Raw genomic sequence first — 25,212 nt, forward strand, 5'->3', positions numbered from 1 at the left:
CAGACGCTCAAGCAGGAATACCTCGATACATACGAGCGAGGTGAATGACATGAAACTATTTGAACAGCTGAAGTCCAATGCGTCGCGCATGGCTGTCTACGCCATCCTCGTGGCAACGGCTTTATGCGGAATCGCGGCACCCGTCTATGCGCTCAACGGGGAGAAAGGCGATGTCGAACCCGCGTACATGGCTTCGACGGTTAAGGACCGGTACAAAGCCTTCTCTGGAGACACGTTTTACGTAGCAGAGTACGACACGACCTACCGTCAGCTTCGCTACAACAAGGGCTACGACTATCTAGGCGCAGAGGCAATCAGCTATACGTCGGGTTGGTACCGCTCCAACTATGGACACATAACCCAGTTCAAGTGTAACTACCGTGTGTACAACTAAAGCAACCGGCCGGGACGAGGGGTGACGCAAAAGCGTCGCCCCTCGTTTTTAACCATGTCAACTGAACCTAGTTCAGTTTGGTTGATTTCCGATCTCAGCCGAACACATTGAGCGGAAAGGCCGTTCCCGCAGTCAGTCGAACGTCCCCGGGGCCCTTCTCAGGCCCCGGGGACGGCATTTTCCCAGTTGAAGGAACGGTGGAGATGTGTTTCGATGGGTCAGATTCGTGTCGTTCCGAAAAGACCGTGAACCTTTTGTGTGACACGCGGCGCCGTGGTACCATAGCCGAGTTTGTTGTCTTGGTCGGAAACCAAGACGCCTTATGCGCTGATCGGTAACCAGCGCCTGACCAATAAGGAGTCCTACCATGAAGCAGGGTATCCATCCCCAGTATGTCGAGTGCACGGTGACGTGCTCCTGCGGCAACACCTTCAAGACGCACGCTACCGTGTCCGAGATGAAGGTCGAGCTTTGCAACGAGTGCCACCCGTTCTACACCGGCCAGCAGAAGTTCGTCGACACCGGTGGACGCGTCCAGCGCTTCGCCGACAAGTTCGGTGGCGCCGCTGCCGCTCAGCTCAAGAAGGCCGAGGAGGCCAAGGCCGCCAAGGCCGCCAAGGCTGCTGAGGCCGAGGCTGCTCGCAAGGCCGCCGCTGAGGCTAAGGCTGCCGAGAAGGCTAAGCGTGCCGCTAAGTTCGCCGAGGAGGCTGCTAAGCAGGCCGCCGAGGCTCCCGCAGAGGCTCCCGTCGAGGAGGCCGCTGCTGAGGCCGAGACCACCGAGGCTGCTGAGTAAATAGCTCGCCGCGGAATTGCTCGCATTCATGGCATAAGGGCCGCGCATCCGTTTGGGTGCGTGGCCCTTTTCTTTTTATTGGTGCAAGCTAACCCGTCCCCATTGCACCGGGTTGGTGCGAAGGGGCAGATTGGTTTGCGCCAAATGGCAAAGAGACAGCGTTTTCCCAGATAAAAGCTGACAAAATAAACCGGTCCCTTTTTGGCAGGCTGTCGTAGTTATTACGTGGTCGAGTGTGTCGACCGCATAGGCGGCGCCTTGTTTGGCTAAAGTACATTTATCTGTGTTTAACTCGTCCAAGGTTTCATGCCGCGGGCGATGGCCAAAAAGGAAAACCACATGGGATTCATGTCAAAGCTGCTGTCCTTTGGATCCGATAAGGACCTGAAGCGCTACTACAAGATCGTCGACAAGATCAACGGTCTTGAGCCCCAGTTTGAGAAGATGACCGAGGAGGAGCTCCGCGCCCAGACCGATAAGTTCCGTGAGCGCTACGCCAACGGTGAGTCGCTCGACGACATGCTCCCCGAGGCCTTTGCCACCGTGCGCGAAGCTTCCAAGCGCACTATGGGCATGCGTCACTTTGATGTACAGCTCATCGGCGCCATGGCGCTGCACGAGGGCCACATTGCCGAGATGAAGACCGGCGAAGGCAAGACCCTCGTCTCCACGCTGGCCGGCTATCTCAACGCTATCGCCGGTAAGGGCGTGCACGTCGTCACCGTCAACGACTACCTGGCCAAGCGTGACTCCGAGTGGATGGGTCGTATCTATAAGTACTTGGGTATGACCGTCGGTCTGCTGCAGAACAACATGCCGCTCGAGCTTAAGCGCCCGGCCTACCAGGCCGATGTCACGTACGGCACCAACTCCGAGTTCGGTTTCGATTACCTGCGCGATAACATGGTCACCCGCCCCGAGCAGCGTGTGCAGCGCGGTCACAACTACGCCATCGTCGACGAGGTTGACTCCATCCTGATCGACGAGGCCAGAACGCCGCTCATCATCTCGGGCGCCGGCACCAAGTCCGCCAGCACCTACAAGGACTTCGCGCGCGCCGTGCGCGGCCTCGAGCGCGGCGAGGACGTCTCGCACGACATGCTCACCGCCACCGAGGACGTGGAGCCCACGGGCGACTATGTCATGGACGAGGCCAAGCACACCATCGCCGCCACCGAACGCGGCCTTAAGAAGATTGAGCGCCGCCTGGGTATCGATGACATCTATGCCGATCTCTCCGGCCAGCTGGTCAACCACCTGCAGCAGGCGCTGAAGGCCCAGTACATGTTCCACCGCGATAAGCAGTACGTGGTCACCAACGGCGAAGTCAAGATCGTCGACGAGTTCACCGGCCGCATCATGGAAGGCCGTCGCTATTCCGAGGGCCTGCACCAGGCCATCGAAGCCAAAGAGGGCGTGCTCGTGCGCGAGGAGAACCAGACGCTGGCAACCATCACCCTGCAGAACTACTTCCGTCTGTATGACAAGCTCTCCGGCATGACCGGTACGGCGCTCACCGAGGACGCCGAGTTCCGCGAGATCTACAAGCTGCCCGTCGAGGTCATTCCCCCCAACAGGCCCGTGCAGCGTGTTGACCACGAAGACCTGGTGTACCGCACCATCCAGGCCAAGTACAACGCCGTCGCCGACGATGTTGAGCAGCGTCACGCCAAGGGCCAGCCGGTCCTGGTGGGCACCGTCTCTATCGAGAGCTCCGAGAAGCTGTCCGCCGCCCTCACTAAGCGCGGTATCGCGCATGAGGTCCTTAACGCCAAGCACCACGAGCGCGAGGCCCATATCGTTGCCCAGGCCGGCCGCTACGGCGCCGTGACCATCGCCACCAACATGGCCGGTCGTGGTACCGACATCTTGCTGGGCGGCAACCCCGACGAGCTGGTGCGCGAGCGCCTGGAGTACGAGGGCCTGACCATGGAGGACGTGACGCCCGAGCAGCTCGAGCAGTTTAACGCCGAGGCCAAGGAGACCTGCAAGGCCGAGCGCGAGCGCGTGCTTGCCGCCGGCGGCTTGACCGTTATCGGCACCGAGCGCCATGAGTCCCGTCGTATCGACAACCAGTTGCGTGGCCGTTCCGGCCGTCAGGGCGATCCGGGCGAGACCCAGTTCTACCTGTCGCTCGAGGACGATCTGATGCGCCTGTTTGGCGGCGACAAGATGGACCGTGTCTCCAAGATGATGGTCACGGCCGATATGGGCGACGACATGCCCATCCAGCACAAGATCATCTCCAAGGCCGTCGAGAGCGCCCAGCACAAGGTCGAGAGCATCAACTTCTCCATGCGTAAGAGCGTCCTTGAGTACGACGACGTCATGAACAAGCAGCGCCAGGTCATTTACGCCGAGCGCAACATGATTCTGGACGGCAAGGACCTGACCGACCACATCACCGAGGTCATGCACGACACTGTGTACCGCTGTGTTCAGGAGTTCTGCACCAAGGACAGCCACGAGGGCGAGCGCGATCTTGAGGGCCTGCGTAAGTGGGTCGTCGAGCTGACCGGGCATATCGATACCCCTCAGTTCCCCGACGAGGACTTTGAGGCCCTGGCCGCCGATGTCCTGGCCTATGTTGAGAAGTGCTACAACATGAAGGCCGAGCGCCTGGGCGAGGACCTGATGCGCGAGCTCAATACCCAGGTTATGCTGCGCGTCATCGATACGCGTTGGATGAACTACCTGCAGGAAATGGACTACCTCAAGACCGGTATCGGCCTGCGCGGCTTTGGCCAGCGCGACCCGCTGGTTGAGTATAAGACCGAGGCCTACGGCGCGTTCCAGATGCTCGTCGATACCATGTACGAGGATTACCTGCGCACTGTTCTGCGCATTGAGCTCAAAGCTGCCCCGCAGGCTGTGGAGCACAAGGAGGACCCCGCCCTTAAGGGTGCGCACTTCTCTGGTCCCGCCGAGGTCGATGGCGACAACAGCGATTCGGTACTGCGCAAGCAGGCTCAGGTGCAGGCCCGCACCGCCGTCCAGGGTGGTCCGGCTGCCGTTAACAACGGTGGCAAGGTGACGACCTACCGCAAGTCCGAGAGCGATGACCCTTATGTCAACGTGGGCCGCAACGACCTGTGCCCTTGCGGTAGCGGTAAGAAGTTCAAGTACTGCCACGGCAGGAATCGTTAATGGCCGAGACTCTAGAGGTAACGCCTGCCGAGTTGGACGCATTTGCGGACCGACTCGGCGAGGTCGAGTCGTACCTCCATTTGGACGAGAAGCGCACCCGCGTAACGGAGCTCGAGGCCAAAAGCGTCGCCCCGGGCTTTTGGGACGATGCCGATGCCGCTCGCGCCACGATGGAGGAGATTGCGCGCGCCAAGGAGGACATCGCCGCCGTGGATACCGCGCGTGGTGAGCTTTCCGATGCTCGCGCCGCGTTGGAGCTTGCCGAGGAAATGGGCGATGACCCCGATGCCGCTGCGCTGCGTGAGGAGGCTGCCGCTACGGCGGAGCGCCTATCCCGCGCTATCGACGAGCTTGAGCTTGCGAGCTGGTTTACCGGGGAGTTCGACCATGGCGACGCGATTGTGACCATCAAACCCGGACAGGGTGGCTTGGAGGCCCAGGACTGGACCTTCATGCTCTTTAAGATGTACATGAAGTACTGCCAGCGCCGCGGTTGGAAGGTCACCATCAACGATTGCCCCGCGGCCGAGGTCATCGGCATCGATCGTGCGACCTTTACCGTCGAAGGCAAGGATGCCTTTGGCATGCTTCGTGCCGAGGCCGGTGTTCACCGCCTGGTGCGCATTAGCCCCACCGACGACAAGAAGCGCCGCCAGACTACGTTTGCCGGCGTCGAGGTCATTCCGGTACTACCCGACGATATCGATATCGAGATTAGTCCCGATGACATTCGCGTCGACGTGTACCATGCAAGCGGCCCGGGCGGTCAGGGCGTCAACACCACCGACTCCGCCGTGCGCGTGACGCATTTCCCCAGCGGTATCGTGGTCACGTGTCAAAACGAGCGCAGCCAGATTCAAAACAAGGCCGCTTGCATGCAGATCCTCAAGGCTCGTCTGTACGAGATTGAGCTCGAAAAGCGCGCTGAGGCCCTGGATGAGATTCGCGGGCCCAAGACCACTATCGGCTTTGGCAACCAGATCCGCAGCTATGTGCTCTACCCGTACCAGATGGTTAAGGACCTGCGCACGGGCGTGGAGACCAGCAACGTCGAGGCCGTTCTTGACGACGGCGATCTGGATCCGTTTGTGATTGGCTATCACCGTTGGGCTACCGGCAACGCTGATGCAGAAGGCTCGGAGGTCTAAAACATCGGGCGGCTTCAAGCCGATGCCAAGCCTAACGGTTGGACGGGTTTGTATCCAGAACAAACCCTGCGCAGGGGTGGTTTTTGTTCGGCGAATCGGTAGAATCGAATACAGCAAGAAGTTCAAAGCGCATCCGTTTGGGTGCGCTTTTTTGAGGGAGGCAGCATGGCATATCGTCTGGACATCAAGCGCATTCTTTCGATGAACTTCTTTCACGACCTGCCCCAGATCATGTTGGGGTGTGCCTTGGCCGCCATCGCGACCGACTTGTTTTTGATTCCCAACGGTCTTGCCGCCGGTGGCGTTACGGGCCTTGCGACTATTATCCAGGCTGTCGGCGCGGCGCGAGGCGTGTCGCTTCCCGTCGGTATCCAGACCATCGTGATGAACGCCTTGCTGTTGTTGGTCGTTATGCGCGAGGGTGGCATGTTCTACGTGGTGCAGACCGCGACGGGCTTTGTGCTGCTGGGCTTCTTTACCGATCTGTTCGCCCCGTTTGTAGCACCTCTGGCGGATGCGGACCTGATGCTCCCTGCCATGTGGGGCGGCATTATTACGGGCATCGGTTACGGCATGGTGTTGCGCGCCGGCGCCAACACCGGCGGCTCGGACACGATTGGCCAAATCATCTCGCGTAACACCTCGCTGCCGGTGGGCTCGACCGTCATGGCGATCGATGTTGCCGTATGCGCGCTGTCGGCTCCGGTCTTTTCAATCGAAAACGCACTATATGCAGGCCTTTCGATGGTCATTAGCGGCTACGTGATCGATGCCGTGGTCGATGGTGGCAACAAACGCCGTATGGTACTCATCATCTCGGACAAGTTCCCTGATATCGCTGCCGATATCATGTATGGCCTGGGTCGTGGTTGTACCAAGTTTAAGGCGACTGGCATGTATTCGGGTGCCGAGAAGCCGGTGATTATGGTCATCGTGAGCCGTCGAGAGCTCAATACCCTCAAGACGATCGTGCGCGAGCGCGATCCTCACGCCATTGTGACGGTCGCTGACGTTACGGAAGCCTTCGGCGAGGGATTCAAGGACATTAGCGCGTAGGGTCGACTGCGTTCCATCCAAAAGACGTTCACATTGATAAACCGTTTCATCAGCGGTTCTGCCTGCTCAATTGTTCAAATAATGATAAATACTCTGGTAAAGCTTCCAGTTTCCAGCATAATGAATGACGTACGTGCATTGCGGCTGTGTTGGGATTACCTTCGGTGCCGTGCGCATCTTGTCTTAAGAGGATGAAAGGAAGGCACAATGAGCGACGAAGAGCTCAAAAAGGTTGCCAACGAGGTAAGGAAGGGCATCGTCACCGGCGTGCACGCTGCCAAGTCCGGCCATCCGGGCGGTTCGCTCGGCGCCGCCGACATCATGACCTATCTGTACTTTGAGGAAATGAACGTCGACCCAGCTAATCCCCGCAAGGCCGATCGCGACCGCTTTGTGCTCTCCAAGGGCCATTGCGCTCCGGGCCTGTACGCCGTGCTCGCCGAGCGTGGGTTCTTCCCCAAGGAGGACCTCGAGACGCTGCGCCATATCGGCAGCCACCTGCAGGGTCACCCCAACATGAACGACACCCCGGGCGTCGACATGTCCACCGGCTCGCTCGGCCAGGGCATCTCCACCGCTGTGGGCATGGCCGTTGCCGCCAAGCACTGGGGCGATACTTACCGCACGTACGCCCTGCTGGGCGATGGCGAGAGCGAGGAGGGCCAGGTCTGGGAGGCCGCCATGTTTGCCGGCAACCAGCAGCTCGACAACCTCTGCGTGATCGTCGACCACAACGGCCTGCAGATCGACGGCCCCGTCGAGGAGGTCAACGACCCCATGCCGCTGGCAGACAAGTTCCGCGCCTTCAAGTTCCATGTGGTGGAGCTCGCCGACGGCAACGACTTTGACCAGATCCGCGCCGCCTTTGCCGAGGCCCGCGCCACCAAGGGTCAGCCTACCGCCATTATCGCCGAGACCACAAAGGGCAAGGGCGTCTCCTTTATGGAGAACCAGGTGGGTTGGCACGGTAAGGCCCCCAACGATGAACAGTTTGAGCAGGCCATGGCAGAGCTCACGGCCGCCGGAGAGGAGCTCTAGGATGGCAGATGTCAAGAAAATCGCCACGCGCGTAAGCTACGGCGAGGCCCTCGTCGAGCTCGCCAACGAGCACGATGACTTTGTGGTCCTCGACGCCGACCTGGCTGCCGCCACGCAGACCGGCAAGTTCAAGGCAGCCTGCCCCGACCGCTTCTTCGATGTGGGCATTGCCGAGAGCAACCTGATGGGCGTCGCCGCCGGTATCGCGACCACCGGCCGCGTTGCCTTCGCGAGCACCTTTGCCATGTTCGCTGCCGGTCGCGCCTTTGAGCAGGTCCGCAACTCCATCGGCTACCCGCACCTCAACGTTAAGATCGGTGCCACGCATGCCGGTATCTCGGTGGGCGAGGATGGCGCCACGCACCAGTGCTGCGAGGATATTGCCCTCATGCGCGTCATCCCCGGCATGACTGTGATCGTTCCTGCCGACGACGTCGAGGCCCGCGCCGTAACGCGCGCCGCCTACGAGTGCGACGGTCCGGTGTACATGCGCTTCGCTCGTTTGGCCTCGCCGGTTATCAACGACCCCGAGACCTACAACTTCGAGTTGGGTAAGGGCATTGTCATGCGCGAGGGCGCCGACGTCACCATCATCGCCTGCGGCCTGATGGTCGGCGAGGCTCTCGAGGCCGCCGAGCAGCTCGCTGCCGAGGGCATCGACGCCGAGGTCATCAACATGCACACCATCAAGCCCATCGATGCCGACCTGATCGTCAAGAGCGCCACCAAGACCGGCCACGTCGTGACCGTCGAGGAGCATTCTGTAATCGGTGGCCTGGGCAGCGCCGTTGCCGACGTCCTGTGCGAGCAGTGCCCGACGCCCCTCAAGAAGATCGGCGTCAACGACACCTTTGGCGAGTCCGGCCCGGGTGCCGAGCTCTTGCACAAGTATGGCCTGGACGCCGCCAACATCGTGGCGACCACCAAGGAGTTCTTGGCATAAGGCAAGACGAGGCAAAGTATCGTCTCAACAACCACATCCAAGCCAGAACAGGGGTATCCCCAAAGAGGGCGCCCCTGTTTTTGTTGAATTTAAATTAGAGTCCTGCCAAGCAAAGGTCCCATGGGGAAACGGGCCCATCCCAACAAAGTGCAATTCAGACCCTTCCAACTTTGTATGCGCAGCATCTCAAGTTGGTGCGTCGGCCCCATAGTAGCCGCAGGCCGGGCGCAGGGTTACCTCCCAAATCTTTCCGCAGCGCATGGCCGGCGTTTGTCCGCAGCTCCGCAGGAGCAGGACAAATGCCGGCCATGCGCGAGGACGATTTGGGAGGTAACCCTGCGCCCGGTCGGTGAGACCCAAACCCCGCCATGCTTCTTATGTGCAGCAAAGCTAATGCTGCTAAAATACAAAGCGCTCATGTAGTTTAAACGCACGACGATAAGGAGCACCAGTGGGTAACCACTTCCGTACCTCCGGTGCGGGCGATGATGCCCCCAAGACGCAGGCAGGCGTCCAGGGCAGTCGTTTCGCCACTCCGGATTCAGAGGGCCAGCCTGTTGCTCAGGCCCCCGCTCAGCCGGCAGATCAGGCACAGCCGGCATCCGATCCCTTTGCCTACAATCCAACCAGCGATGTCGCGCTTTCCGGCACGGCGGGTTTTGAGCCCGTTCAGGCCGTGACCGCTCGCGTGGAGCAGCCTCAGGCTGGTGCCGCCACGCCGCAGCCTACCATGGCCGGCATTCCCGACCCCTTGGCCCCTGCGACGCCGGCTCCTCAGCCTGCGCAGTCCGGTCTCTTTGCCGCTATTCCCGACCCCACGCAGCCTGCTGCCCCGGTGGTCGAGAGCGATCAGGCAGCCGAGGTCGCAAGCCTCGATAACGCGCTCAACAACCCCGATTTTACGTCGGTGTTTGCGCCCATCGATCCGCAGGCCAGCCGCAAGAAGATGGCCAAGCAGGCCGGTGTCGAGCCCGTCATCCTTATGGAGCATGTCACCAAGATCTATCCGGCACAGCCTAACAAGCCTGCACTCGACGACATCAACATCGAGATCTATCCGGGCGAGTTCGTCTTCCTGGTCGGTCACTCCGGCTCGGGTAAGACCACGCTGCTGTCGACGCTCAACCGCGACGTCAAGCCGACGAGCGGCCGCATCCTGGTTGCCGGTCAGGACCTCATGAAGATCAAGAACCGTAAGGTTCCGTTCCTGCGCCGCCAGATTGGCGCCGTGTTCCAGGACTTTAAGCTTCTGCCGCAAAAGACCGCCTACGAAAACGTGGCGTTTGCCCTGCAGTGCATCGGCAAGCCCAAGGGCGTCATTCGCAGCCAGGTGCCCGAGGTGCTGCGTCTGGTCGGTCTGGCCGATCAGATGGACTCGCTGCCCGACCAGCTTTCCGGTGGCGAGCAGCAGCGCGTTGCCGTCGCCCGTGCTATGGTCAACCGTCCGCCGCTGCTGATCTGCGACGAGCCCACGGGCAACCTCGACCCGGCGATCTCGCTGGGCATCATGAAGCTGCTTGAGCGTATTAACCGCACCGGCACCACCGTGATCGTCGCCACGCACGACCGCGAGATGGTCGATAGCATGCACCGTCGCGTGATCGCCCTCGAGGGCGGCCACGTCATCCGCGACCAGGAGAGGGGAGGTTACGGCAACTATGGCACCAACTAACGTGGGCTACTCCTTCAAAGAGGCAATCAGCCACTTCTTCCGTAACTGGACTACCTCGCTCGGCGCCGTCATCACGATCTTCCTTTCGCTGTTTATCATCGGCCTGTTCATCATGGGCTCTGCGATGCTGAACTCCGTGATCGGCACCGTCGAGGATCAGGTTGTCATCAACGCGTTCATTAGTGATGACGCCGATCAGGCCGATGTTCAGGCTTTTGAGGCCGAGCTTAAGACGTGGAATAACGTCAAGTCCGTGACCTATAAGGACAAGGACGACGCGCTGGCCGAGTATACGAGCAAGATGTCGGGCAACGCCGACGCCACCATGAGCGCGCTCGATGGCCAGAACCCGCTGCCGGCTTCCTTCGCTATTGAGATGGACGATCCGTCCAAGGTCGAGAGCACGGCAAAGAAGCTCAAGAAGGATGCCGATTTCCAGAAGATCGCGGATGACGGCGACGTCAACGCGAGCGTGCTGTACGGCCAGGAGGAAGTGAGCCGCCTGTTCCAGGTGACCAACTACATCCGCATCGCCGCCGTGGTGCTCGTTGGTCTTCTGACCTTTATCGCATTCATCTTCATCAACAACACGATTCGCCTGTCCATCACGGCGCGTCGTCGTGAGATTGCGATTATGCGTCTGGTCGGCGCCAGCAACGGCTTCATTCGTGGCCCGTTTATCACCGAGGGCGTGCTGCAGGCCATTTTGGGCTCGCTGCTTTCCATCGGCGTTCTGGAGCTGCTGCGCAATCTGATGATCCCGCGTCTGCAGGAGAGCATCGGCTGGATGTCGTTTGCCCTGCCGATGCAGTACTACCTGGTGACCTATGCTGCGCTGATTCTGGTCGGCGTGATTATCGGTCTCTTTGGTTCTGCCATCGCCATGCGCCGCTACCTGCGCGTGTAGGCATGCTTGGAATTCATCCCTTCCAACGGGTCGTCTCTTATGGGGCGGCCCGTTTTTTGATCCCTAGGGGACGGCAGGAAAGCGAATCATTTGGGTAGACTCTTTGGAGTTCGCAATCGATAGTTAGGAGGCGCCATGGGGCGCAATAACAAGCATAAGCGTGGAGCTCGCAATCAGCGCGGGCCGGTGCGCAGCGAACGCCGTCCGAGCCTGACCGGGCGCGTGCAGCTCCATGAGCATAGCGCCTACGTTGTAACCGAAAACGGCGACTACAAGGTCATGGGCCGCGGTAAGCGCGAGATCATGGATGGCGATACCGTTGCCGTGAGCATTAAGAACAGCCCGCACGGTGAGCGGCGCGCCGTGATCGAAAGCGTGGTTGAGCGTGCAGCCATAAGCGTGGTGGGCACGTACCAGACCGCCGGTCCGCTCGGTGTGATCGAGCCGCTCGATTCGCGTCTGAAGGCCGACTTCTTCATTCTGCCCGAGGATACCTCGGCGGATCGTCTGGGTGTCCACCCGGGTGATGCTGTTGTCGCGCGCATTTTGACCTACCCGACGCGCCTGGAATCGGGTACCGTGACGATCGAACGCCGCATTGGCGGAGATGACGCGCCCGATTTGGGCGTTCAATATGTGATGGCGCGTTACGGCTATACCGATAGCTATCCCGAGGCCGCGCTGGACGAGGCCGAGGGGCTTTCGCTCGATGTGTCCGCGGCGCTTAAGGACCCGCTCCGCCGCGATCTGCGCGACCGCTTTGTCATCACGATCGACCCAGTCGACGCGCGCGACTTTGACGACGCCATTTCGCTGGAGCGAACGCCCGAGGGTGGCTACAAGCTGGGTGTGCATATCGCCGACGTTTCACACTATGTGGCTTGGGACGGGCATATCGATCTTGAGGCTCGCCATCGTACGACATCGGTGTATCTGGCCGATCGCGTGCTTCCCATGCTGCCCGAACGCCTGTCCTGTGACCTGTGCTCGCTTCGCCCTGACGAGGACCGTCTTGCGTTTACCGTTGACATTGAGCTCGATGCACAGGGTCGCGTGCGGCATTACGATCCGTACCCCAGCGTGATTCGCTCGCGTGTGCGTATGGACTATGACGGCGCCGAGGCGCTGCTGGTGCGTGCCGGCGCGGTTGAGTATTCGGTGCTGGAGGGTGCAGCCGAGGATGTTGCGGCTGCCGAGACCTCGCGCGAGGAAGCGCTTGAGCGCGGTCTTGCGTGCGAGGAGGCCGCCCGCGGCTACAACGTCGACCTCGGCGATTTCCTTGTCGCCGCTAACGAACTCGCCGAACTCCGCCGTCGTATCCGTCGCGCCCGCGGCTCGGTCGATTTTGACACGGCCGAGATTCGTGCTCTGTTGGATGAGGACGGAGTGCCCGTGCAGATTGTGGCGCGTGAGCGTTCGTGTGCCACGTCGCTTATCGAGGAAGCTATGCTGCTCGCCAACGAGTGCGTTGCAGAGTGGCTGGCAGACCGTGATATCGAGGCCTGCTATCGCGTGCATGAGGATCCGAGCCCCGATAGCCTGCACGGTGCCGCCGTTGCGCTGGCGCAGCTAGGCATCATCGACGATCGCCGTGCTGCCGGTATTGCCCTGGGGAGCCCCGATGAGCTGCAGGCTGCAGTCGATGCTGCCGCCGGTACGGCCAACGCACCGCTCGTTAACACGCTGCTTCTGCGCAGCATGCAGCGCGCGCTGTACAAGCCGCGCAACGAGGGCCACTTTGCGCTCGCCGCGCCGTGCTACTGTCACTTTACGAGTCCCATCCGTCGCTACCCCGATCTGGTGGTGCACCGCGTGCTCAAACTGCAGTTGGCCTATGAGCGGCTCGGCGGCAAGGACGCCTTGGTCCGTACGCCGCGGCTGATCGGCAAGGGGCGCGAGTCGCTGCCGCGCATTCTGCCGCAGATCTGCCGCGCATGCAGCGATGCCGAGCGCGCGGCAGATGCCGCCAGCCATGCGACGCAAAAGATCAAGATTGCCCAGTACTATGAGGACCGTCTGGGCGAGCGCTATGCCGGAACCGTCTCGTGGGTTAGCAGTATGGGCCTCTTTGTGCGCTTGGACCTGACGCAGGTCGAAGGCTTGGTTTCGATCAAGAGCCTGGGCAACGAGTGGTTTGAGTTCGACGAGGACGCGCTAACGCTCACAGGTGCCGACACGGGCACCCGTTACGAGCTGGGGCAGCGCGTAATTATCGAGGTCTCGCGCGTCAATACCACGCGTGGGCACTTGGACTTTAAGCTTATCCATTAGCCAAATCCCGGCTCATGGTGGGGGAGCGGAGGGCGGCCTTTCGGGACCGCCCTTTGCATTTGAATCGTGGCTACCTTGCCGTCTGCTCGGCCGCCCGCTTACCTGCTATTTGAGAGGTAGAACCTACCAAAATAAACCTGTCCCTTTTTGGCAGGTTTACAAGAAAGCGGGGATGAGATGGCGACGGTGTACGGTTATGCGCGGGTGAGTTCGCGCGATCAGAATCTTAATCGGCAGCTGGATGCGCTGGGCGCCTATGGCGTGGGCTCAGCGAATATTTATGCCGACCATGCGAGCGGCAAGGACTTCGATCGACCGCGTTATCGCGAGCTGCTGCACGTTCTGGGAGACGGGGACGTGCTGGTGGTGCTTTCTATCGACCGACTTGGTCGTAATTACTCCGAGATTCTTGAGGAATGGCGGCGCATTACCAAGGAGCTCGGGGTTGCCATTGTGGTGTTGGACATGCCATTGCTTGACACGCGTGTCAGGGCCAGCGGCGCGCCGGATGTGACCAACACCCTGATTGTCGATATTGTGCTGCAACTGCTGAGCTACGTGGCGCAGGTGGAACGCGAGAATATCCATCGGCGCCAGGCGGAGGGAATTGCAGCGGCGCGGGCGCGAGGGGTCCGTTTCGGTCGACCTCGCAAGCCGTGCCCTCCTCAGTTTGAGCTAGTGCGCGATAGCTATGAGGCAGGCGATATTACCCGCAGCCAGGCAGCAAAGTGCCTGGGCGTGTGCGTGGGGACGTTTGATCGCTGGATGCGCGAGGCGGGGTAGGGGTTTGCGTCGCCTTGTCGCTTCCTGTTGCGATTCAAATTTTGATACGGTGACGATGTCATTTGGGGCTACACTCGCTGATATTCAAAAAAAGGAGGTTGGCCCTTGGCGCGCGTAAAACAAATAATCGGATGGACCGCGATCGTTCTGTTCGCTGCAACGCTGGCGGGCATCTGGGTGCTGACGGAGCAAAATGCGGTGGAGACGTCGTTGCTGAGCGAGTCCACCGCGCGTGTGGTGGAGGGTCAGGCTACGGGCGTTCAGGCCGCCGATGCCACGGGTGAAGCCCAGACGGAGAACGGAATGACCGGGGGCACCGATTCGGCTGCCTCGAATGTCCGGTCTGGCCGACTTGCTTCCATTCGCATGTGGGTGGGCGCAAACGTCCGTCGCGTTGCCCATACCGTAGAGTTTTTCTTCGTCGGATTGTTCGCCTCGGTGATCGTGGCTTGCTTTTCCAGGCGTCCGTGGAGCGTGTGCTCCCGTTGCGTGCCCGTATTGCTCTTTTGCGCCGCCTGCTCCGTTGGCGATCAGGTACATAAGATCTTTGTTCCCGGCAGGCATTTCGACGTTATCGATTTAGGATTCGATGCTGCGGGCTATATCACCGCCATGCTGTTGGTATTGCTGGCAGCGGCGTTGGTGCGCCATGCGACTCGGCCGATCGGCGCCCATGCAAGGCGCTAGCCTTAAGACGAGACATCGCGACTGCCTATGCTTCGACATTGACTACAATAACGGCTGCAATCGCGAGCGGTCGTCGATGTGCAGTTTTCCATACACCTGTTTTCTCTAAGAAAGGAAATCCCATGGCGGTATTGTTTGTTGAATATCCCAAGTGCTCGACCTGTAAGAAGGCCAAGGCATGGCTGGACGAACATGGGGTAGAGTATATCGACCGCGATATCGTTTTGGACAATCCCACGGCTGATGAGCTTGCGACCTGGATTGCTCGTTCGGGGCTGCCGGTGCGGCGCTTCTTTAATTCGTCGGGCATGAAATATCGAGAGCTGGGCCTGAAGGCGCGTCTGGATGCGGGCATGACGGATCGGGAATGCTATGAGCTGCTGGCGACCGACGGCATGCTGGTCAAGCGTCCGCTGCTGGTGGGCGACGACTTTGCGATTCCTGGCTTTAGGGAAGCGGCTTGGGCCGAGGCGTTGCTGTAGCGGCTCCGGAAAATGCGACCCGTTTTGAGTGATCGGGGTGGGATGTGTTTTCCATCGGCGGGCTCGCTCGGCTCAATCCTCGAGCTGTGCCCATTCGTGCGGATCGTAGACCTTTACGTGCTTGTTGGGCTTGCCGCTCCAGTACTCCTCGTCCATAAAGGGCAGATATGCCTGAACGCCGGGACAGATAAAGGGAATCCGCTGCTGTTGCAGTCGCTCGCGCTGGCGCTGCTCCAGGTGCGCCTCGGATATGACGGTCGGCATACCGGACAGCTCGACGAGGCTTGCCTGGATTCGCTTAAGGTCGGGGAGTCCCGCGTGCCATGACACTCGCATGATCAAAAAGGATGCACGGCGGTATTTTGCCTGCATCACCGTGATGGCGGGGCGCAGTGTGGGATGGATTTTGTCCCGTTCGGGCCAAAGGTCAGCAGTGATCTCGAGGCCCAGGGTCTCCCATAGGTAATCAAGCTCTTCGTCCATGGTGCCTCGATATCCGTGCAATGATGACGGTTCGATTGTGCCATCAGCCGTGAGTGCTGCATTGTTGTAATCTACCAGCGGTAGATGTGGGATGTTTTACGGGCTTTGACGCCGTAGGTGTCGCTGGTGCTTCACAGGTCCTTCACGGGTTGGACTAAATTAGGCCAATTTGACTGAATTTCAAAAAAGTCAAAATTGGGGCTTGCGTCACGGCGAGACTTCCCGTATATTTCTTTCTTGCGCAAAGGCACAGCCGAGCGCAGCGATGCAGTCATTGGGATGTCGTCTAATGGCAGGACAGCGGATTCTGGTTCCGTCAATGGGGGTTCGACTCCCTCCATCCCAGCCATTGCATTTGCTACATATGGCCCGTTCGTCTAGCGGTTTAGGACGCCGCCCTCTCAAGGCGGAGATCACCAGTTCGAATCTGGTACGGGCTACCAAAATTGAACGCCCGGGCCTCGTAAGAGACCCGGGTTTTGTGTATTAACCGTATATACGGCGCCTGCCGTGTTTCGCTCAGATCGAGGAGTAGCCATGGATCTGCCCATCAGCTTGCAAGACATCACGTATGCCGAGAACTATCTGGCGCAGGGCGACCTGGCTACGGCGACGCCGCTGCTGGAGCGTCTGGTGGAGCTCGCCGAGGAGTATATCGACGCTGAGTGCAAGACGGAGGAGAAGCGTCAATACTTTAGCTTCGATAGCAAGTTTGAGCGCTTGGCCTATCGCCGCGTGGAGAAGGATCCGCGCGAGCTCGTGCAGGTCGAGGTGCCGTTTGACCGCCTGTACTCTGACATGGCGTTTGCCTACATTCGCCAGCAGGATTATGTGAGTGCTCGCAACGCCTTGATGCAGGCCGTGCGCTGGGACCCCATGAACTGCAACTGCCGCCTGGATCTGGCCGAGCTGTTCCGCGCTCTCGAGGACAAGCAGGAATGGGCATCGCTCTCGTTCTCGGTGCTGGAGCGTGCAAGCGATGGCAAGTGCGCCGCCCGCGCTTACGCCAATCTAGGTCAGTACTTCTTGGAGCCCGAGACCGAGAACGTTTCGGCTGCCGTGGGCTGCGCGCGTCTGGCGCTGCGCCTGGCGCCCAACGATGCGCATACGACGCGCCTGCTCAACAAGATCCATACCACCTATCCGGATGCCGCCGATGAGAGCGACGACCACGTGATGGGTGAACTGGCCCTGCAAGGCGTGCCGACCTCGCCTTCGGCCGAGATTGCCATCTGCCTGATTATGTGCGCGACCGATGCTGCAAGCGACGGCGACAAGCAGGAGGCGACGCGCCTGACGGTACGTGCTCGCGACTTGGTGGGCGAGGAGGCCTGCGCGGCGATTATCAAACTGGTGCGCGAGAGCGATGCCGAGCTCAATGCCGAGCGCAAGGCAAAGCGCGAGGCTGCGGGCTCAAACGCCGATGGCGCCAAGGAGGCCGGCGATGCCCAGTAAGCGCGAGCGCAAACTCATTTCCAAGAATCGCTCGGCACATCACGAGTACTTTATCGATGAGACGTTTGAGTGCGGTATTGAGCTGAGTGGCACCGAGGTCAAGTCGATTCGCGAGCGCGCCTGCCAGATCACCGATACCTTCGCGCTGATCCGCGGCGGGGAGTGCTGGCTCGTCGGCCTGCATATCCACCCTTATAGCCATGGTGGCGTGTGGAATCGCGATCCTGACCGTCGGCGTCGTCTGCTGCTGCACCGCAAGGAGATCGACTTTCTTGACGGCAAACTTCGCAACCGTGGTTATGCGCTGGTTCCGTTGGAGCTCTACTTTAATACCGACGGCCGCGTAAAGCTGCTGCTGGGTCTGGGTCGCGGCAAGAAGCTCTACGACAAGCGCGAGGACATGGCCAAGCGTGATGTCCAACGCGAGATCGACCGCGCCCTTAAGGAACGCAACCGCTAGGCACTCTGTATAAGTTGCGGTGGAATACGGACTGTTTTCCTGTTTGAGGGGCTATTCAGTCCCTATTTCACCGCAACTGCGGGCGTCTCATCTTTCTTACTGTTCTGACACATATGTCTCAAAGGCGGCGTCCGTTATGGGTGCCGCCTTTTTTGTGGGTACATACATTCATGAGGTTCCAACCCGAGCTAGGGGAGTGATCGTTATGGACAAAACTGCGTTCTTTACCATGCCGAGCGGTCTGTACGTGGTGAGCGCTGCGGCAGACGGGCTGCGCGCCGGCTGCGTCATCAATACTGCGGTGCAGGTGACGTCCATGCCGCCGCGTATTTCGGTTGCCGTGAACAAGGACAATGTCACCTCGGGCGTCATCGCATCGGCCAAAGCGTTCGCGCTGACCGTGATCGGTCAGACCGCCGACATGCTCTACATCGGTAACTTTGGGTTCCGCACCAGCAGCGATTATGACAAGTTTGCCAAATACGAGACCCGCGAGACGGCTCTGGGCATGCCCTATGTGCCCGAGCACGCGGCGGCCCTGTTTAGCTGCCGTTTGATCGACACTGTGGATGTGGGAACGCATCTGCTGTTTATTGGCGAGGTCGAGGATGCGGAGCGCCTGAGCGACGAGACGCCGCTGACGTACGACTACTATCACAAGGTGCTAAAGGGCAAGACGCCGCCCAAAGCCTCGTCGTATCAAGGCTAGAAATGTTCTAAAAATACTTGCATTATACTATTGAGAATATATACTAATAAGTAAGTACACCAGCAGTCACGTTCGAGAGGAGAACATCATGGCTGAGGAGAAGAAGACGTATAAGTTTGTGTGCACCGTTTGCGGTTACGAGGTTGAGGTCGACACGCCCGAGCTGCCCGAGGATTACGTGTGCCCGGTGTGCGGCGTCGGCCCCGATGAGTTTGAGCTCGTCGAGGAGTAACTCGTAGACACACGGCGATTAGCCATACAGAGCTCTGTCCAAGGGTCCCGGCTGGATATTCCGGCTGGGACCCTTTTGATTTATCTGACGGTTTAAAACGGCCTTACGTGTTACAGATTGAGACGTTATATCTGGACAGCCACGCTATCCCAATTACATCCCCGTTAGCAGCACGATGTCGAGAATCGTCACGATGACGCCGATCCCTACGAGCAGCGCGTTGAGCGGGCGCGAGTTGGCGTATTTGCCCATAACGCGGGGCGAACTGGTGAGTCGTATGAGCACAAAGACCGTAATCGGCAACTGAAGCGACAACAATGCCTGACTCCAGATGAGACCCTCAAAAGGATTCGGGACGATCAGGCACGCCGCCACTGCGCCGACGAAACAGACCGCCACTCCAATCGATGAGTGCCGGTCGTGGATGTCGTATTCCTCGTCGAACATGCCCGCGGTGATGGTTCCCGCCGCCATGCCCGCTGTCACGCTGCTCGATAGTCCCGCGAACAGCAGCGCTACCGCAAAGATGGTCGAGCTCGCCGGGCCCAAGATGGGGGAGAGCGTGGCCGCTGCGACGGCGAGGTCGTCTACGACAATGCCGTGCGCAAAGAAGGTCGTTGCGGCCAGGATGACCATGGCCGAGTTGATCGCCCAGCCCACGCCCATCGAAAAGAGCGTGTCGAAGAGCTCATAGCGCAGACGCTCTTCGATAACCTGCTCGCCTTGGCCTTCGAAGTGCATGGATTGGATGACCTCGGAGTGCAGGAAGAGGTTGTGGGGCATAACGACCGCGCCTAGGACACTTACGATAATCGCGGCCGAGCCGGTGGGCATACGGGGTGTGATCCAGCTTGTGGCGGCTTGCGGCCAGTCGACGTTGACTAGTGCAAGCTCGGCCAAAAACGAAAGTCCTACCACGCCCACGAAGGCGATGATCCATCGCTCGGCGCGTTTGTAGGAGCTTGTCATGAGCATGGCAATCGATGCCGCCGCGACGATGACGCAGCCGGCGCGTACGGGCAGGCCAAAGAGCATTTGAAGCGCGATCGCACCGCCCAGGACTTCGGCCATGGCGGTGGCGATGGTCGCGAGGTAGGCGCTGGCGAGCACCGTGCGCCCAACGAAGCGGGGGAGAAAGCGGGTCGTGGCCTCGGCAAGGCAGGCGCCCGTGGCGATGCCCAGGTGCGCCGCGTTGTGCTGCAAGACGATCAGCATAATCGTGGACAGCGTGACGATCCACAGCAGCGCGTAGCCAAACTGCGAGCCCGCGGCCATATTGGAGGCCCAGTTGCCCGGGTCGATAAAGCCGACGGTCACGAGCAATCCGGGGCCGATATGCCGTGCGATGTCGAGTCCTCCGTGACCGCCGGTGCGTCGGGAGCCAAAATGATGTTTGAGATGGTTGATCATGGTGCGCTCCTGCGTGCCGTTTGCTTGACGCCGGAAAGGATACCCGTTTTAGGCTCAAAAGTTAATCAAGACTAACAAAATTGCTGTATTTGAATAGGATGGTGAAAGGGAGTTGCCGAAATGTCTTGATCTGTAACAACTAGGGATGGAAATTGGGTCTAGGTGTTACAGATCAAGACAGGAAGAAATGGTCCTATGGAAAATCTCGATCTGCAACAGCTGGCCGCCAAAACCGGCCCTTCGTGTTACAGATTGAGATGTTTGAAACGGCGAGCTTACGGGCCGAACATGGGGTCCTTGTTGTCGCCCTTGAGGTCGGTGGCACCCACTCGTAGGGTGTGCGTTACGCGATTGTTTCGAAACGGGCGGGAAACACAACGGGCCGGCGATGCACCTAGTATGCCTATTCAACTGACTGTCTAAATATCTAGGGGAGGATCGCGATGCAGGCAGATTCCGCTCAGCAGCAGGGCCTTTATCGCCCCGAATTCGACCACGATGCATGTGGCATCGGCGCGCTTGCCGATATCAACGGCGAGCGCCATCACCAGATTCTGGACGATGCGCTGTCCATTCTGGTCAACTTGGAGCACCGCGGCGGTACGGGACTCGAGAAGAATACCGGCGACGGCGCCGGCATCCTGTTTCAGGTCCCGCATCACTTTTTCCGCAAAGAGGCTCAAAAGTGCGGCCAGATTCTGCCGGCAGAGGGCGACTATGGCGTGGCCATGCTGTTCTTCCCGCAGGACGACAAGGGCGTAGAGGATGCCCGTCGCGTGTTTGAGGAGGGCTGCGCCGAGGCCGGCGTGCCGCTGCTCTTTTGGCGCGAGGTGCCCGTCGACCCGCACGACCTGGGCGAGACGGCCCGCGCCTGCATGCCTACTATCCTGCAGGCTTTCCTGGGCCGTCCGGACGACACGCTCGCCGGCGATGCCTTTGAGCGTCGCCTGTACGTGTGCCGCCGCACCATCGAAAAGAAGGCCGACGCTGAGTTCGCCCTGCGCGACAAGATCTTCTATGTGTGCTCCATGAGCTCGCGCACCATCGTGTACAAAGGTATGCTGGTCGCCACGCAGATGCGCCGTTTCTTCATCGACCTCAACGACGCCGCTGTCAAAACGGCCGTGGCGCTCGTCCACTCGCGCTACTCCACCAACACCACGCCCAGCTGGGAGCACGCACATCCCAACCGCTTTATCATCCACAACGGCGAGATCAACACCCTCAAGGGCAACGTCAACTGGATTCGCGCCCGCGAACCCAACCTGTACAGCCCCGTGCTGCAGCACGATCTTGAGCGCGTGATGCCCATCATCAACCGCGAGGGCTCCGACTCCGCGATTCTGGACAATGTGCTTGAGTTTTTGGTCATGAACGGTCGCCCGCTTACACGTGCCGCGTCCATGCTGCTGCCCGAGCCGTGGGACCACAACGACAATCTGAGCGAGGAACGCCGCGCCTACGACGCCTACCAGTCCATGCTCATGGAGCCGTGGGATGGCCCGGCGGCCATCGCCTTTACCGACGGTCGCACGCTGGGTGCCGCCCTCGACCGTAACGGCCTGCGTCCCGCCCGCTACTATGTGACGCGCGACGGTCGCTTTATGCTGGCAAGCGAGGTGGGCACCATCGAGGTGAGCCCCGAGAACATCCTGACGAGCGGCTGTCTGGGGCCGGGCCAGATGCTCGAGGTCGATTTTGCCCGCGGCCGCGTGATCTACAACGACGAGCTGCGCGCCCGCTATGCCAAGGAAAAGCCCTACCGTGATTGGATTGCCGAGGAGACGCTGACCGTTGACGCGCTCGATGAGCCCGTTGCGGCAACACCCGCCGAGGACGACGAGGTGCCCGCCGCCGTGCGCATGGCCAAGCTCGGGTATCACTGGGATGATGTTGACGAAGTCGTGCGTCCCATGGCCCAGCAGGGCAAGGCGCCGCTCGCCTCGATGGGTATCGATGCGCCGCTGGCCTGCCTGTCCAAGAAGACGCGCTCGTTCTTCGACTACTTCTATCAGCTGTTCGCTCAGGTCACGAACCCGCCGATCGACGCTCTTCGCGAGCATATGGTCACCTCGACCACGCTCTACCTGGGCAACCACGGCAACCTGCTCGAGGACTCCCGTACGGCCTGCCAGCTGGTGCGCCTGGAGCGTCCGCTGCTGAGCGAGGAGGAGTTCGACCGCATTTGCGCCATCGACCGCGTGGGCTTTAAGACCCGCCGTTTCCGTGCCGTCTACCGCCGCGATGCCGGCGAGGGTGCGCTGCAGGCTGCGCTCAAGCAGCTTGCAGAGGACGTTGAGGCTGCGGTCTGCGACGGCGTGAACATCGTGGTGTTGAGCGATCGTGCCGCTGCGGGCGAGGTGCCCGTACCGTCGCTGCTCGCCGTGGGCTGCGTGCACAACCACCTGATTCGCGCCGGCGTGCGTACCTTTGCCGACATCGTGGTGGAGTGCGGCGACGCCGTGTCCCCGCACGACTTTGCTGCACTGGTGGGCTACTCCGCGAGCGGCATCTATCCGTACAACGCACATGCGTGCATCCGCGATCTGGCGGCACGCGGCGACCTGGACGTGACGGCCGAGCAGGGCATCGCCAACTACAACAAGGCTGCGACCGCCGGCATCGTTTCCATCATGTCCAAGATGGGCATCTCCACGGTGCAGAGCTACCATTCGGCGCAGATCTTCGAGGCCGTGGGCTTCACTCCGGAGTTCGTCAACGCGTACTTCGCCGGCACGTTGAGCCGTGTGGGCGGTATGGGTGTCGAGGACGTCGAGCGCGAGCAGAATGAGCGCTACGACGCCGCGCTCGCTATCCTTAAGAGCCCGGCTCCCGATCAGCTGCCCACGCTGGGTCTGACCAAGTGGCGCCCGCTCGGCGGCGAGGATCACCTTATCGACCCGCAGACCGTCTACCTGCTGCAGACCGCCTGCCGCGAGGACAGCTACGACACCTTTAAGGAGTACAGCGCCCGCCTGCACCGCACCGGCCGTGCCGTGCGCCTGCGTGACCTGCTGGACTTTAATGCCAACGGTCGCACGCCGGTTTCGCTCGACGAGGTGGAGCCCGCGCTCAACATCGTCCGCCGCTTTAACACCGGCGCCATGTCGTACGGTTCCATCAGCAAAGAGGCACACGAGTGCATGGCCATCGCCATGAACCGCCTGCACGGCCGTTCCAATTCCGGCGAGGGCGGCGAGGATCCGCGTCGCGAGACCCCACTGGCTAACGGTGACTCCAAGAACTCCGCGATCAAGCAGGTAGCAAGTGCGCGATTTGGCGTGACGAGCCGCTACCTGTGCAGCGCCTTCGAGATTCAGATCAAGATGGCCCAGGGCGCCAAGCCCGGCGAGGGCGGTCACCTGCCCGGCAGGAAGGTCTACCCCTGGATTGCCGAGGTCCGTCAGTCCACGCCCGGCATCGGCCTGATCTCGCCTCCGCCGCACCACGACATCTACTCCATCGAGGACCTGGCAGAGCTGATCTTTGACCTTAAGAACGCCAACCCCGGCGCGCGCGTGTCGGTCAAGCTGGTCAGCGAGGCCGGCGTCGGCACCATCGCCACCGGCGTGGCCAAGGGCGCTGCCGACAAGATTTTGATCAGCGGCCACAATGGCGGCTCGGGTGCCGCTGCGCGCGACTCTATCTGGCACGCGGGTCTGCCGCTGGAGCTTGGCCTTGCCGAGGCCCAGCAGACGCTGCTGCAAAACGGTTTGCGCTCACGCGTGGTGCTCGAGGCCGATGGCAAGCTCATGGACGGCACCGACGTCGCCGTCGCCTGCCTGCTGGGTGCCGAGGAGTTTGGCTTTGCGACCATGCCGCTCATCTCGATGGGCTGCCTCATGCAGCGCGACTGCCAGCAGGATACCTGCCCGGCCGGCATCGCTACGCAAAACTGCCGCCTGCGTCGCGGCTTCCGCGGCAAGCCAGAGCACGTCGAGCACTTTATGCTCTTTGTTGCCGAGCAGCTGCGCGAGGTCATGGCGAGCCTGGGCTTCCGCACCGTCGACGAGATGGTCGGCCATCCCAAGTGCCTGCGCCAGATCGAGGTCCCGGGCAACCGCAAGGCCAACCTGCTCGATCTGTCGCCCGTGCTGGCAAGCGCGACCTGTGAGTTTGGTGCCCACATCCCGGGCGCCGACGGCCGTCACTTCCTGCCCCAGATGGCTGCGGACAGCGAGCTCGATAAGACGCTCGACTCCACGTTGTTTGTGCCCTATACGGCCGATGCCCGTGCGCACCTGCGTCCGATTCGCTTTCGCGCCGATATCGCCAACGTCAACCGCTGCGTGGGCACCATCTTGGGCAACGCGGTGACCAAGGCGCATCCCGAGGGCCTGCCCGCCGGCTCCATCACCATCGATTGCGATGGTTCGGCCGGTCAGAGCTTTGGCGCCTTCCTGCCGCGCGGCATTACGCTCAACGTGTGCGGCGACGCCAACGACTACTTTGGCAAGGGCCTTTCGGGCGGCGAGGTGTCGGTGCGCCCCAACCCGCATGCGACCTACAAGTTCGACGAGAACATCATCGTGGGCAACGTTGCGTTCTTTGGCGCTACGAGCGGTCGCGGCTTCATTAACGGCCTGGCCGGCCAGCGCTTTGGCGTACGCAACTCCGGTGCCACCGTGGTGGTCGAGGGCTGCGGCAACCATGGCTGCGAGTACATGACGGGAGGTCTGGCGCTCATCCTGGGCGAGGTCGGGCAGAACTTCGCCGCCGGCATGACGGGCGGCGTGGCTTACGTCTTTGACCAGTACGGCACGCTCGATGCCCGTGTGAACCACGAGAGCGTTGAGCTTAAAGCCCCGACGGCCGGTGAGCTGGCGCAGATTCGCGAGCTCATCCAGGAGCACGTGGACGCGACGCAGAGCCCGCGCGGCATTAAGCTGCTCTACAGCTTTGAGACGATGAGCAAGCACTTTGTGAAGGTCATTCCAACCGAGTACGAGCGCGTGCTGGCGATTGTCGCCGCCGCCGAGGCCGTCGGCAAGACGCATGAGCAGGCCGAGGAGCTGGCGTTTGACATTGTGACCGGTCGCGCCGACGCCGCCGATGTCGCTCGCTTTGATGTGGCGGGTGGTGTCGCTGGCGCTGTGCCCGCCGCCGCCAGCTCTGTTGCTTCGACCAAGAAGGAGGCGTAAG

The 25,212-nt window shown here is 60.7% G+C and carries 20 protein-coding genes and 2 tRNA genes; 20 read left to right on the forward strand and 2 right to left on the reverse strand.

Annotated elements, in window-relative coordinates:
* Positions 1–49 precede the first annotated feature (49 nt).
* From DWZ01_RS06550 to DWZ01_RS06610, 13 genes are all read left to right on the forward strand, one after another.
* Positions 50–394, forward strand: a complete 345-nt coding sequence (locus DWZ01_RS06550) for a hypothetical protein (protein WP_006235302.1) — start codon at positions 50–52, stop codon at positions 392–394.
* 367 nt (positions 395–761) lie between these two features.
* Entirely contained in the window at positions 762–1,187 is a 426-nt protein-coding gene (rpmE, locus tag DWZ01_RS06555; protein WP_006235303.1) for a 50S ribosomal protein L31, read from the forward strand.
* Between the two features lie 339 nt (positions 1,188–1,526).
* On the forward strand, positions 1,527–4,334 hold the full coding sequence (secA, locus tag DWZ01_RS06560) for a preprotein translocase subunit SecA (RefSeq protein WP_117848429.1): 2,808 nt from the start codon (positions 1,527–1,529) through the stop codon (positions 4,332–4,334).
* The gene (gene prfB, locus DWZ01_RS06565; protein ID WP_117769456.1) at positions 4,334–5,482 is read left to right on the forward strand and encodes a peptide chain release factor 2; all 1,149 of its coding nucleotides are present in this window, start codon (positions 4,334–4,336) and stop codon (positions 5,480–5,482) included. Before secA ends, prfB begins: the two co-directional genes overlap by 1 nt.
* A 165-nt stretch (positions 5,483–5,647) precedes the next feature.
* Positions 5,648–6,538, forward strand: a complete 891-nt coding sequence (locus DWZ01_RS06570; RefSeq protein WP_006235307.1) for a YitT family protein — start codon at positions 5,648–5,650, stop codon at positions 6,536–6,538.
* A gap of 207 nt (positions 6,539–6,745) precedes the next feature.
* Complete coding sequence (locus DWZ01_RS06575; protein WP_117769458.1) at positions 6,746–7,576, forward strand: transketolase; 831 nt, start codon at positions 6,746–6,748, stop codon at positions 7,574–7,576.
* A 1-nt stretch (position 7,577) separates the two neighbouring features.
* Positions 7,578–8,519: a transketolase family protein gene (locus DWZ01_RS06580; RefSeq protein ID WP_117769460.1), complete on the forward strand. Its 942-nt coding sequence runs from the start codon at positions 7,578–7,580 to the stop codon at positions 8,517–8,519.
* Positions 8,520–8,970: 451 nt separating this feature from the next.
* Positions 8,971–10,191 (forward strand): cell division ATP-binding protein FtsE, encoded by a 1,221-nt coding sequence (gene ftsE, locus DWZ01_RS06585; RefSeq protein WP_022094244.1) that lies wholly within the window; start codon positions 8,971–8,973, stop codon positions 10,189–10,191.
* Positions 10,178–11,098 (forward strand): permease-like cell division protein FtsX, encoded by a 921-nt coding sequence (gene ftsX / locus DWZ01_RS06590; protein ID WP_117769462.1) that lies wholly within the window; start codon positions 10,178–10,180, stop codon positions 11,096–11,098. The genes ftsE and ftsX overlap by 14 nt, the downstream gene beginning before the upstream one ends.
* A 135-nt stretch (positions 11,099–11,233) precedes the next feature.
* Positions 11,234–13,369 carry a ribonuclease R family protein gene (locus DWZ01_RS06595; RefSeq protein ID WP_117769464.1) on the forward strand — a complete coding sequence of 712 codons (2,136 nt, stop codon included), beginning with the start codon at positions 11,234–11,236 and terminating at the stop codon, positions 13,367–13,369.
* Between the two features lie 177 nt (positions 13,370–13,546).
* Positions 13,547–14,152, forward strand: coding sequence for a recombinase family protein (locus DWZ01_RS06600; RefSeq protein ID WP_055251867.1), 606 nt, complete (start codon positions 13,547–13,549; stop codon positions 14,150–14,152).
* A 105-nt stretch (positions 14,153–14,257) separates the two neighbouring features.
* On the forward strand, positions 14,258–14,839 hold the full coding sequence (locus DWZ01_RS06605; RefSeq protein ID WP_055251869.1) for a VanZ family protein: 582 nt from the start codon (positions 14,258–14,260) through the stop codon (positions 14,837–14,839).
* Between the two features lie 122 nt (positions 14,840–14,961).
* Positions 14,962–15,321 (forward strand): arsenate reductase family protein, encoded by a 360-nt coding sequence (locus DWZ01_RS06610; RefSeq protein WP_055251871.1) that lies wholly within the window; start codon positions 14,962–14,964, stop codon positions 15,319–15,321.
* Positions 15,322–15,393: 72 nt separating this feature from the next.
* On the opposite strand, the gene DWZ01_RS06615 is transcribed toward DWZ01_RS06610, so the two are convergent.
* On the reverse strand, positions 15,394–15,804 hold the full coding sequence (locus tag DWZ01_RS06615; protein WP_117769465.1) for a hypothetical protein: 411 nt from the start codon (positions 15,802–15,804) through the stop codon (positions 15,394–15,396).
* Between the two features lie 275 nt (positions 15,805–16,079).
* Here DWZ01_RS06615 and DWZ01_RS06620 point away from each other — a divergent pair.
* The 6 genes from DWZ01_RS06620 (at position 16,080) to DWZ01_RS06645 (ending at position 18,660) form a co-directional block, all read left to right on the forward strand.
* A tRNA-Gln gene (locus DWZ01_RS06620) sits at positions 16,080–16,153 on the forward strand.
* A gap of 17 nt (positions 16,154–16,170) precedes the next feature.
* Positions 16,171–16,247, forward strand: a tRNA-Glu gene (locus DWZ01_RS06625).
* 94 nt (positions 16,248–16,341) lie between these two features.
* Positions 16,342–17,259, forward strand: coding sequence for a hypothetical protein (locus DWZ01_RS06630; protein WP_117769467.1), 918 nt, complete (start codon positions 16,342–16,344; stop codon positions 17,257–17,259).
* Complete coding sequence (gene smpB, locus DWZ01_RS06635; protein WP_006235325.1) at positions 17,249–17,719, forward strand: SsrA-binding protein SmpB; 471 nt, start codon at positions 17,249–17,251, stop codon at positions 17,717–17,719. The genes DWZ01_RS06630 and smpB overlap by 11 nt, the downstream gene beginning before the upstream one ends.
* A 205-nt stretch (positions 17,720–17,924) precedes the next feature.
* The gene (locus DWZ01_RS06640) at positions 17,925–18,428 is read left to right on the forward strand and encodes a flavin reductase family protein (protein WP_117769469.1); all 504 of its coding nucleotides are present in this window, start codon (positions 17,925–17,927) and stop codon (positions 18,426–18,428) included.
* An 88-nt stretch (positions 18,429–18,516) separates the two neighbouring features.
* Positions 18,517–18,660 carry a rubredoxin-like domain-containing protein gene (locus DWZ01_RS06645; protein ID WP_006235327.1) on the forward strand — a complete coding sequence of 48 codons (144 nt, stop codon included), beginning with the start codon at positions 18,517–18,519 and terminating at the stop codon, positions 18,658–18,660.
* A gap of 153 nt (positions 18,661–18,813) precedes the next feature.
* Here DWZ01_RS06645 and DWZ01_RS06650 read toward each other — a convergent pair whose 3' ends face one another.
* Positions 18,814–20,070: an Nramp family divalent metal transporter gene (locus DWZ01_RS06650; protein WP_117769471.1), complete on the reverse strand. Its 1,257-nt coding sequence runs from the start codon at positions 20,068–20,070 to the stop codon at positions 18,814–18,816.
* Between the two features lie 443 nt (positions 20,071–20,513).
* On the opposite strand from DWZ01_RS06650, the gene gltB reads away from it, so the two are divergent.
* Positions 20,514–25,211, forward strand: coding sequence for a glutamate synthase large subunit (gltB, locus tag DWZ01_RS06655; protein ID WP_117848430.1), 4,698 nt, complete (start codon positions 20,514–20,516; stop codon positions 25,209–25,211).
* The last annotated feature ends 1 nt before the right edge of the window (position 25,212 follow it).

Source organism: Collinsella sp. AF28-5AC, from assembly GCF_003457875.1.
Classification (GTDB): domain Bacteria; phylum Actinomycetota; class Coriobacteriia; order Coriobacteriales; family Coriobacteriaceae; genus Collinsella.

What these genes read in the sequence shown, in the direction of transcription:
- DWZ01_RS06550 (WP_006235302.1), top strand. Translation starts at nt 50, where the DNA reads ATGAAACTATTTGAACAGCTGAAGTCCAATGCGTCGCGCATGGCTGTC.
- rpmE (WP_006235303.1), top strand. Translation starts at nt 762, where the DNA reads ATGAAGCAGGGTATCCATCCCCAGTATGTCGAGTGCACGGTGACGTGC.
- secA (WP_117848429.1), top strand. Translation starts at nt 1,527, where the DNA reads ATGGGATTCATGTCAAAGCTGCTGTCCTTTGGATCCGATAAGGACCTG.
- prfB (WP_117769456.1), top strand. Translation starts at nt 4,334, where the DNA reads ATGGCCGAGACTCTAGAGGTAACGCCTGCCGAGTTGGACGCATTTGCG.
- DWZ01_RS06570 (WP_006235307.1), top strand. Translation starts at nt 5,648, where the DNA reads ATGGCATATCGTCTGGACATCAAGCGCATTCTTTCGATGAACTTCTTT.
- DWZ01_RS06575 (WP_117769458.1), top strand. Translation starts at nt 6,746, where the DNA reads ATGAGCGACGAAGAGCTCAAAAAGGTTGCCAACGAGGTAAGGAAGGGC.
- DWZ01_RS06580 (WP_117769460.1), top strand. Translation starts at nt 7,578, where the DNA reads ATGGCAGATGTCAAGAAAATCGCCACGCGCGTAAGCTACGGCGAGGCC.
- ftsX (WP_117769462.1), top strand. Translation starts at nt 10,178, where the DNA reads ATGGCACCAACTAACGTGGGCTACTCCTTCAAAGAGGCAATCAGCCAC.
- DWZ01_RS06595 (WP_117769464.1), top strand. Translation starts at nt 11,234, where the DNA reads ATGGGGCGCAATAACAAGCATAAGCGTGGAGCTCGCAATCAGCGCGGG.
- DWZ01_RS06600 (WP_055251867.1), top strand. Translation starts at nt 13,547, where the DNA reads ATGGCGACGGTGTACGGTTATGCGCGGGTGAGTTCGCGCGATCAGAAT.
- DWZ01_RS06610 (WP_055251871.1), top strand. Translation starts at nt 14,962, where the DNA reads ATGGCGGTATTGTTTGTTGAATATCCCAAGTGCTCGACCTGTAAGAAG.
- DWZ01_RS06615 (WP_117769465.1), bottom strand. Translation starts at nt 15,804, where the DNA reads ATGGACGAAGAGCTTGATTACCTATGGGAGACCCTGGGCCTCGAGATC.
- DWZ01_RS06630 (WP_117769467.1), top strand. Translation starts at nt 16,342, where the DNA reads ATGGATCTGCCCATCAGCTTGCAAGACATCACGTATGCCGAGAACTAT.
- smpB (WP_006235325.1), top strand. Translation starts at nt 17,249, where the DNA reads ATGCCCAGTAAGCGCGAGCGCAAACTCATTTCCAAGAATCGCTCGGCA.
- DWZ01_RS06640 (WP_117769469.1), top strand. Translation starts at nt 17,925, where the DNA reads ATGGACAAAACTGCGTTCTTTACCATGCCGAGCGGTCTGTACGTGGTG.
- DWZ01_RS06645 (WP_006235327.1), top strand. Translation starts at nt 18,517, where the DNA reads ATGGCTGAGGAGAAGAAGACGTATAAGTTTGTGTGCACCGTTTGCGGT.
- DWZ01_RS06650 (WP_117769471.1), bottom strand. Translation starts at nt 20,070, where the DNA reads ATGATCAACCATCTCAAACATCATTTTGGCTCCCGACGCACCGGCGGT.
- gltB (WP_117848430.1), top strand. Translation starts at nt 20,514, where the DNA reads ATGCAGGCAGATTCCGCTCAGCAGCAGGGCCTTTATCGCCCCGAATTC.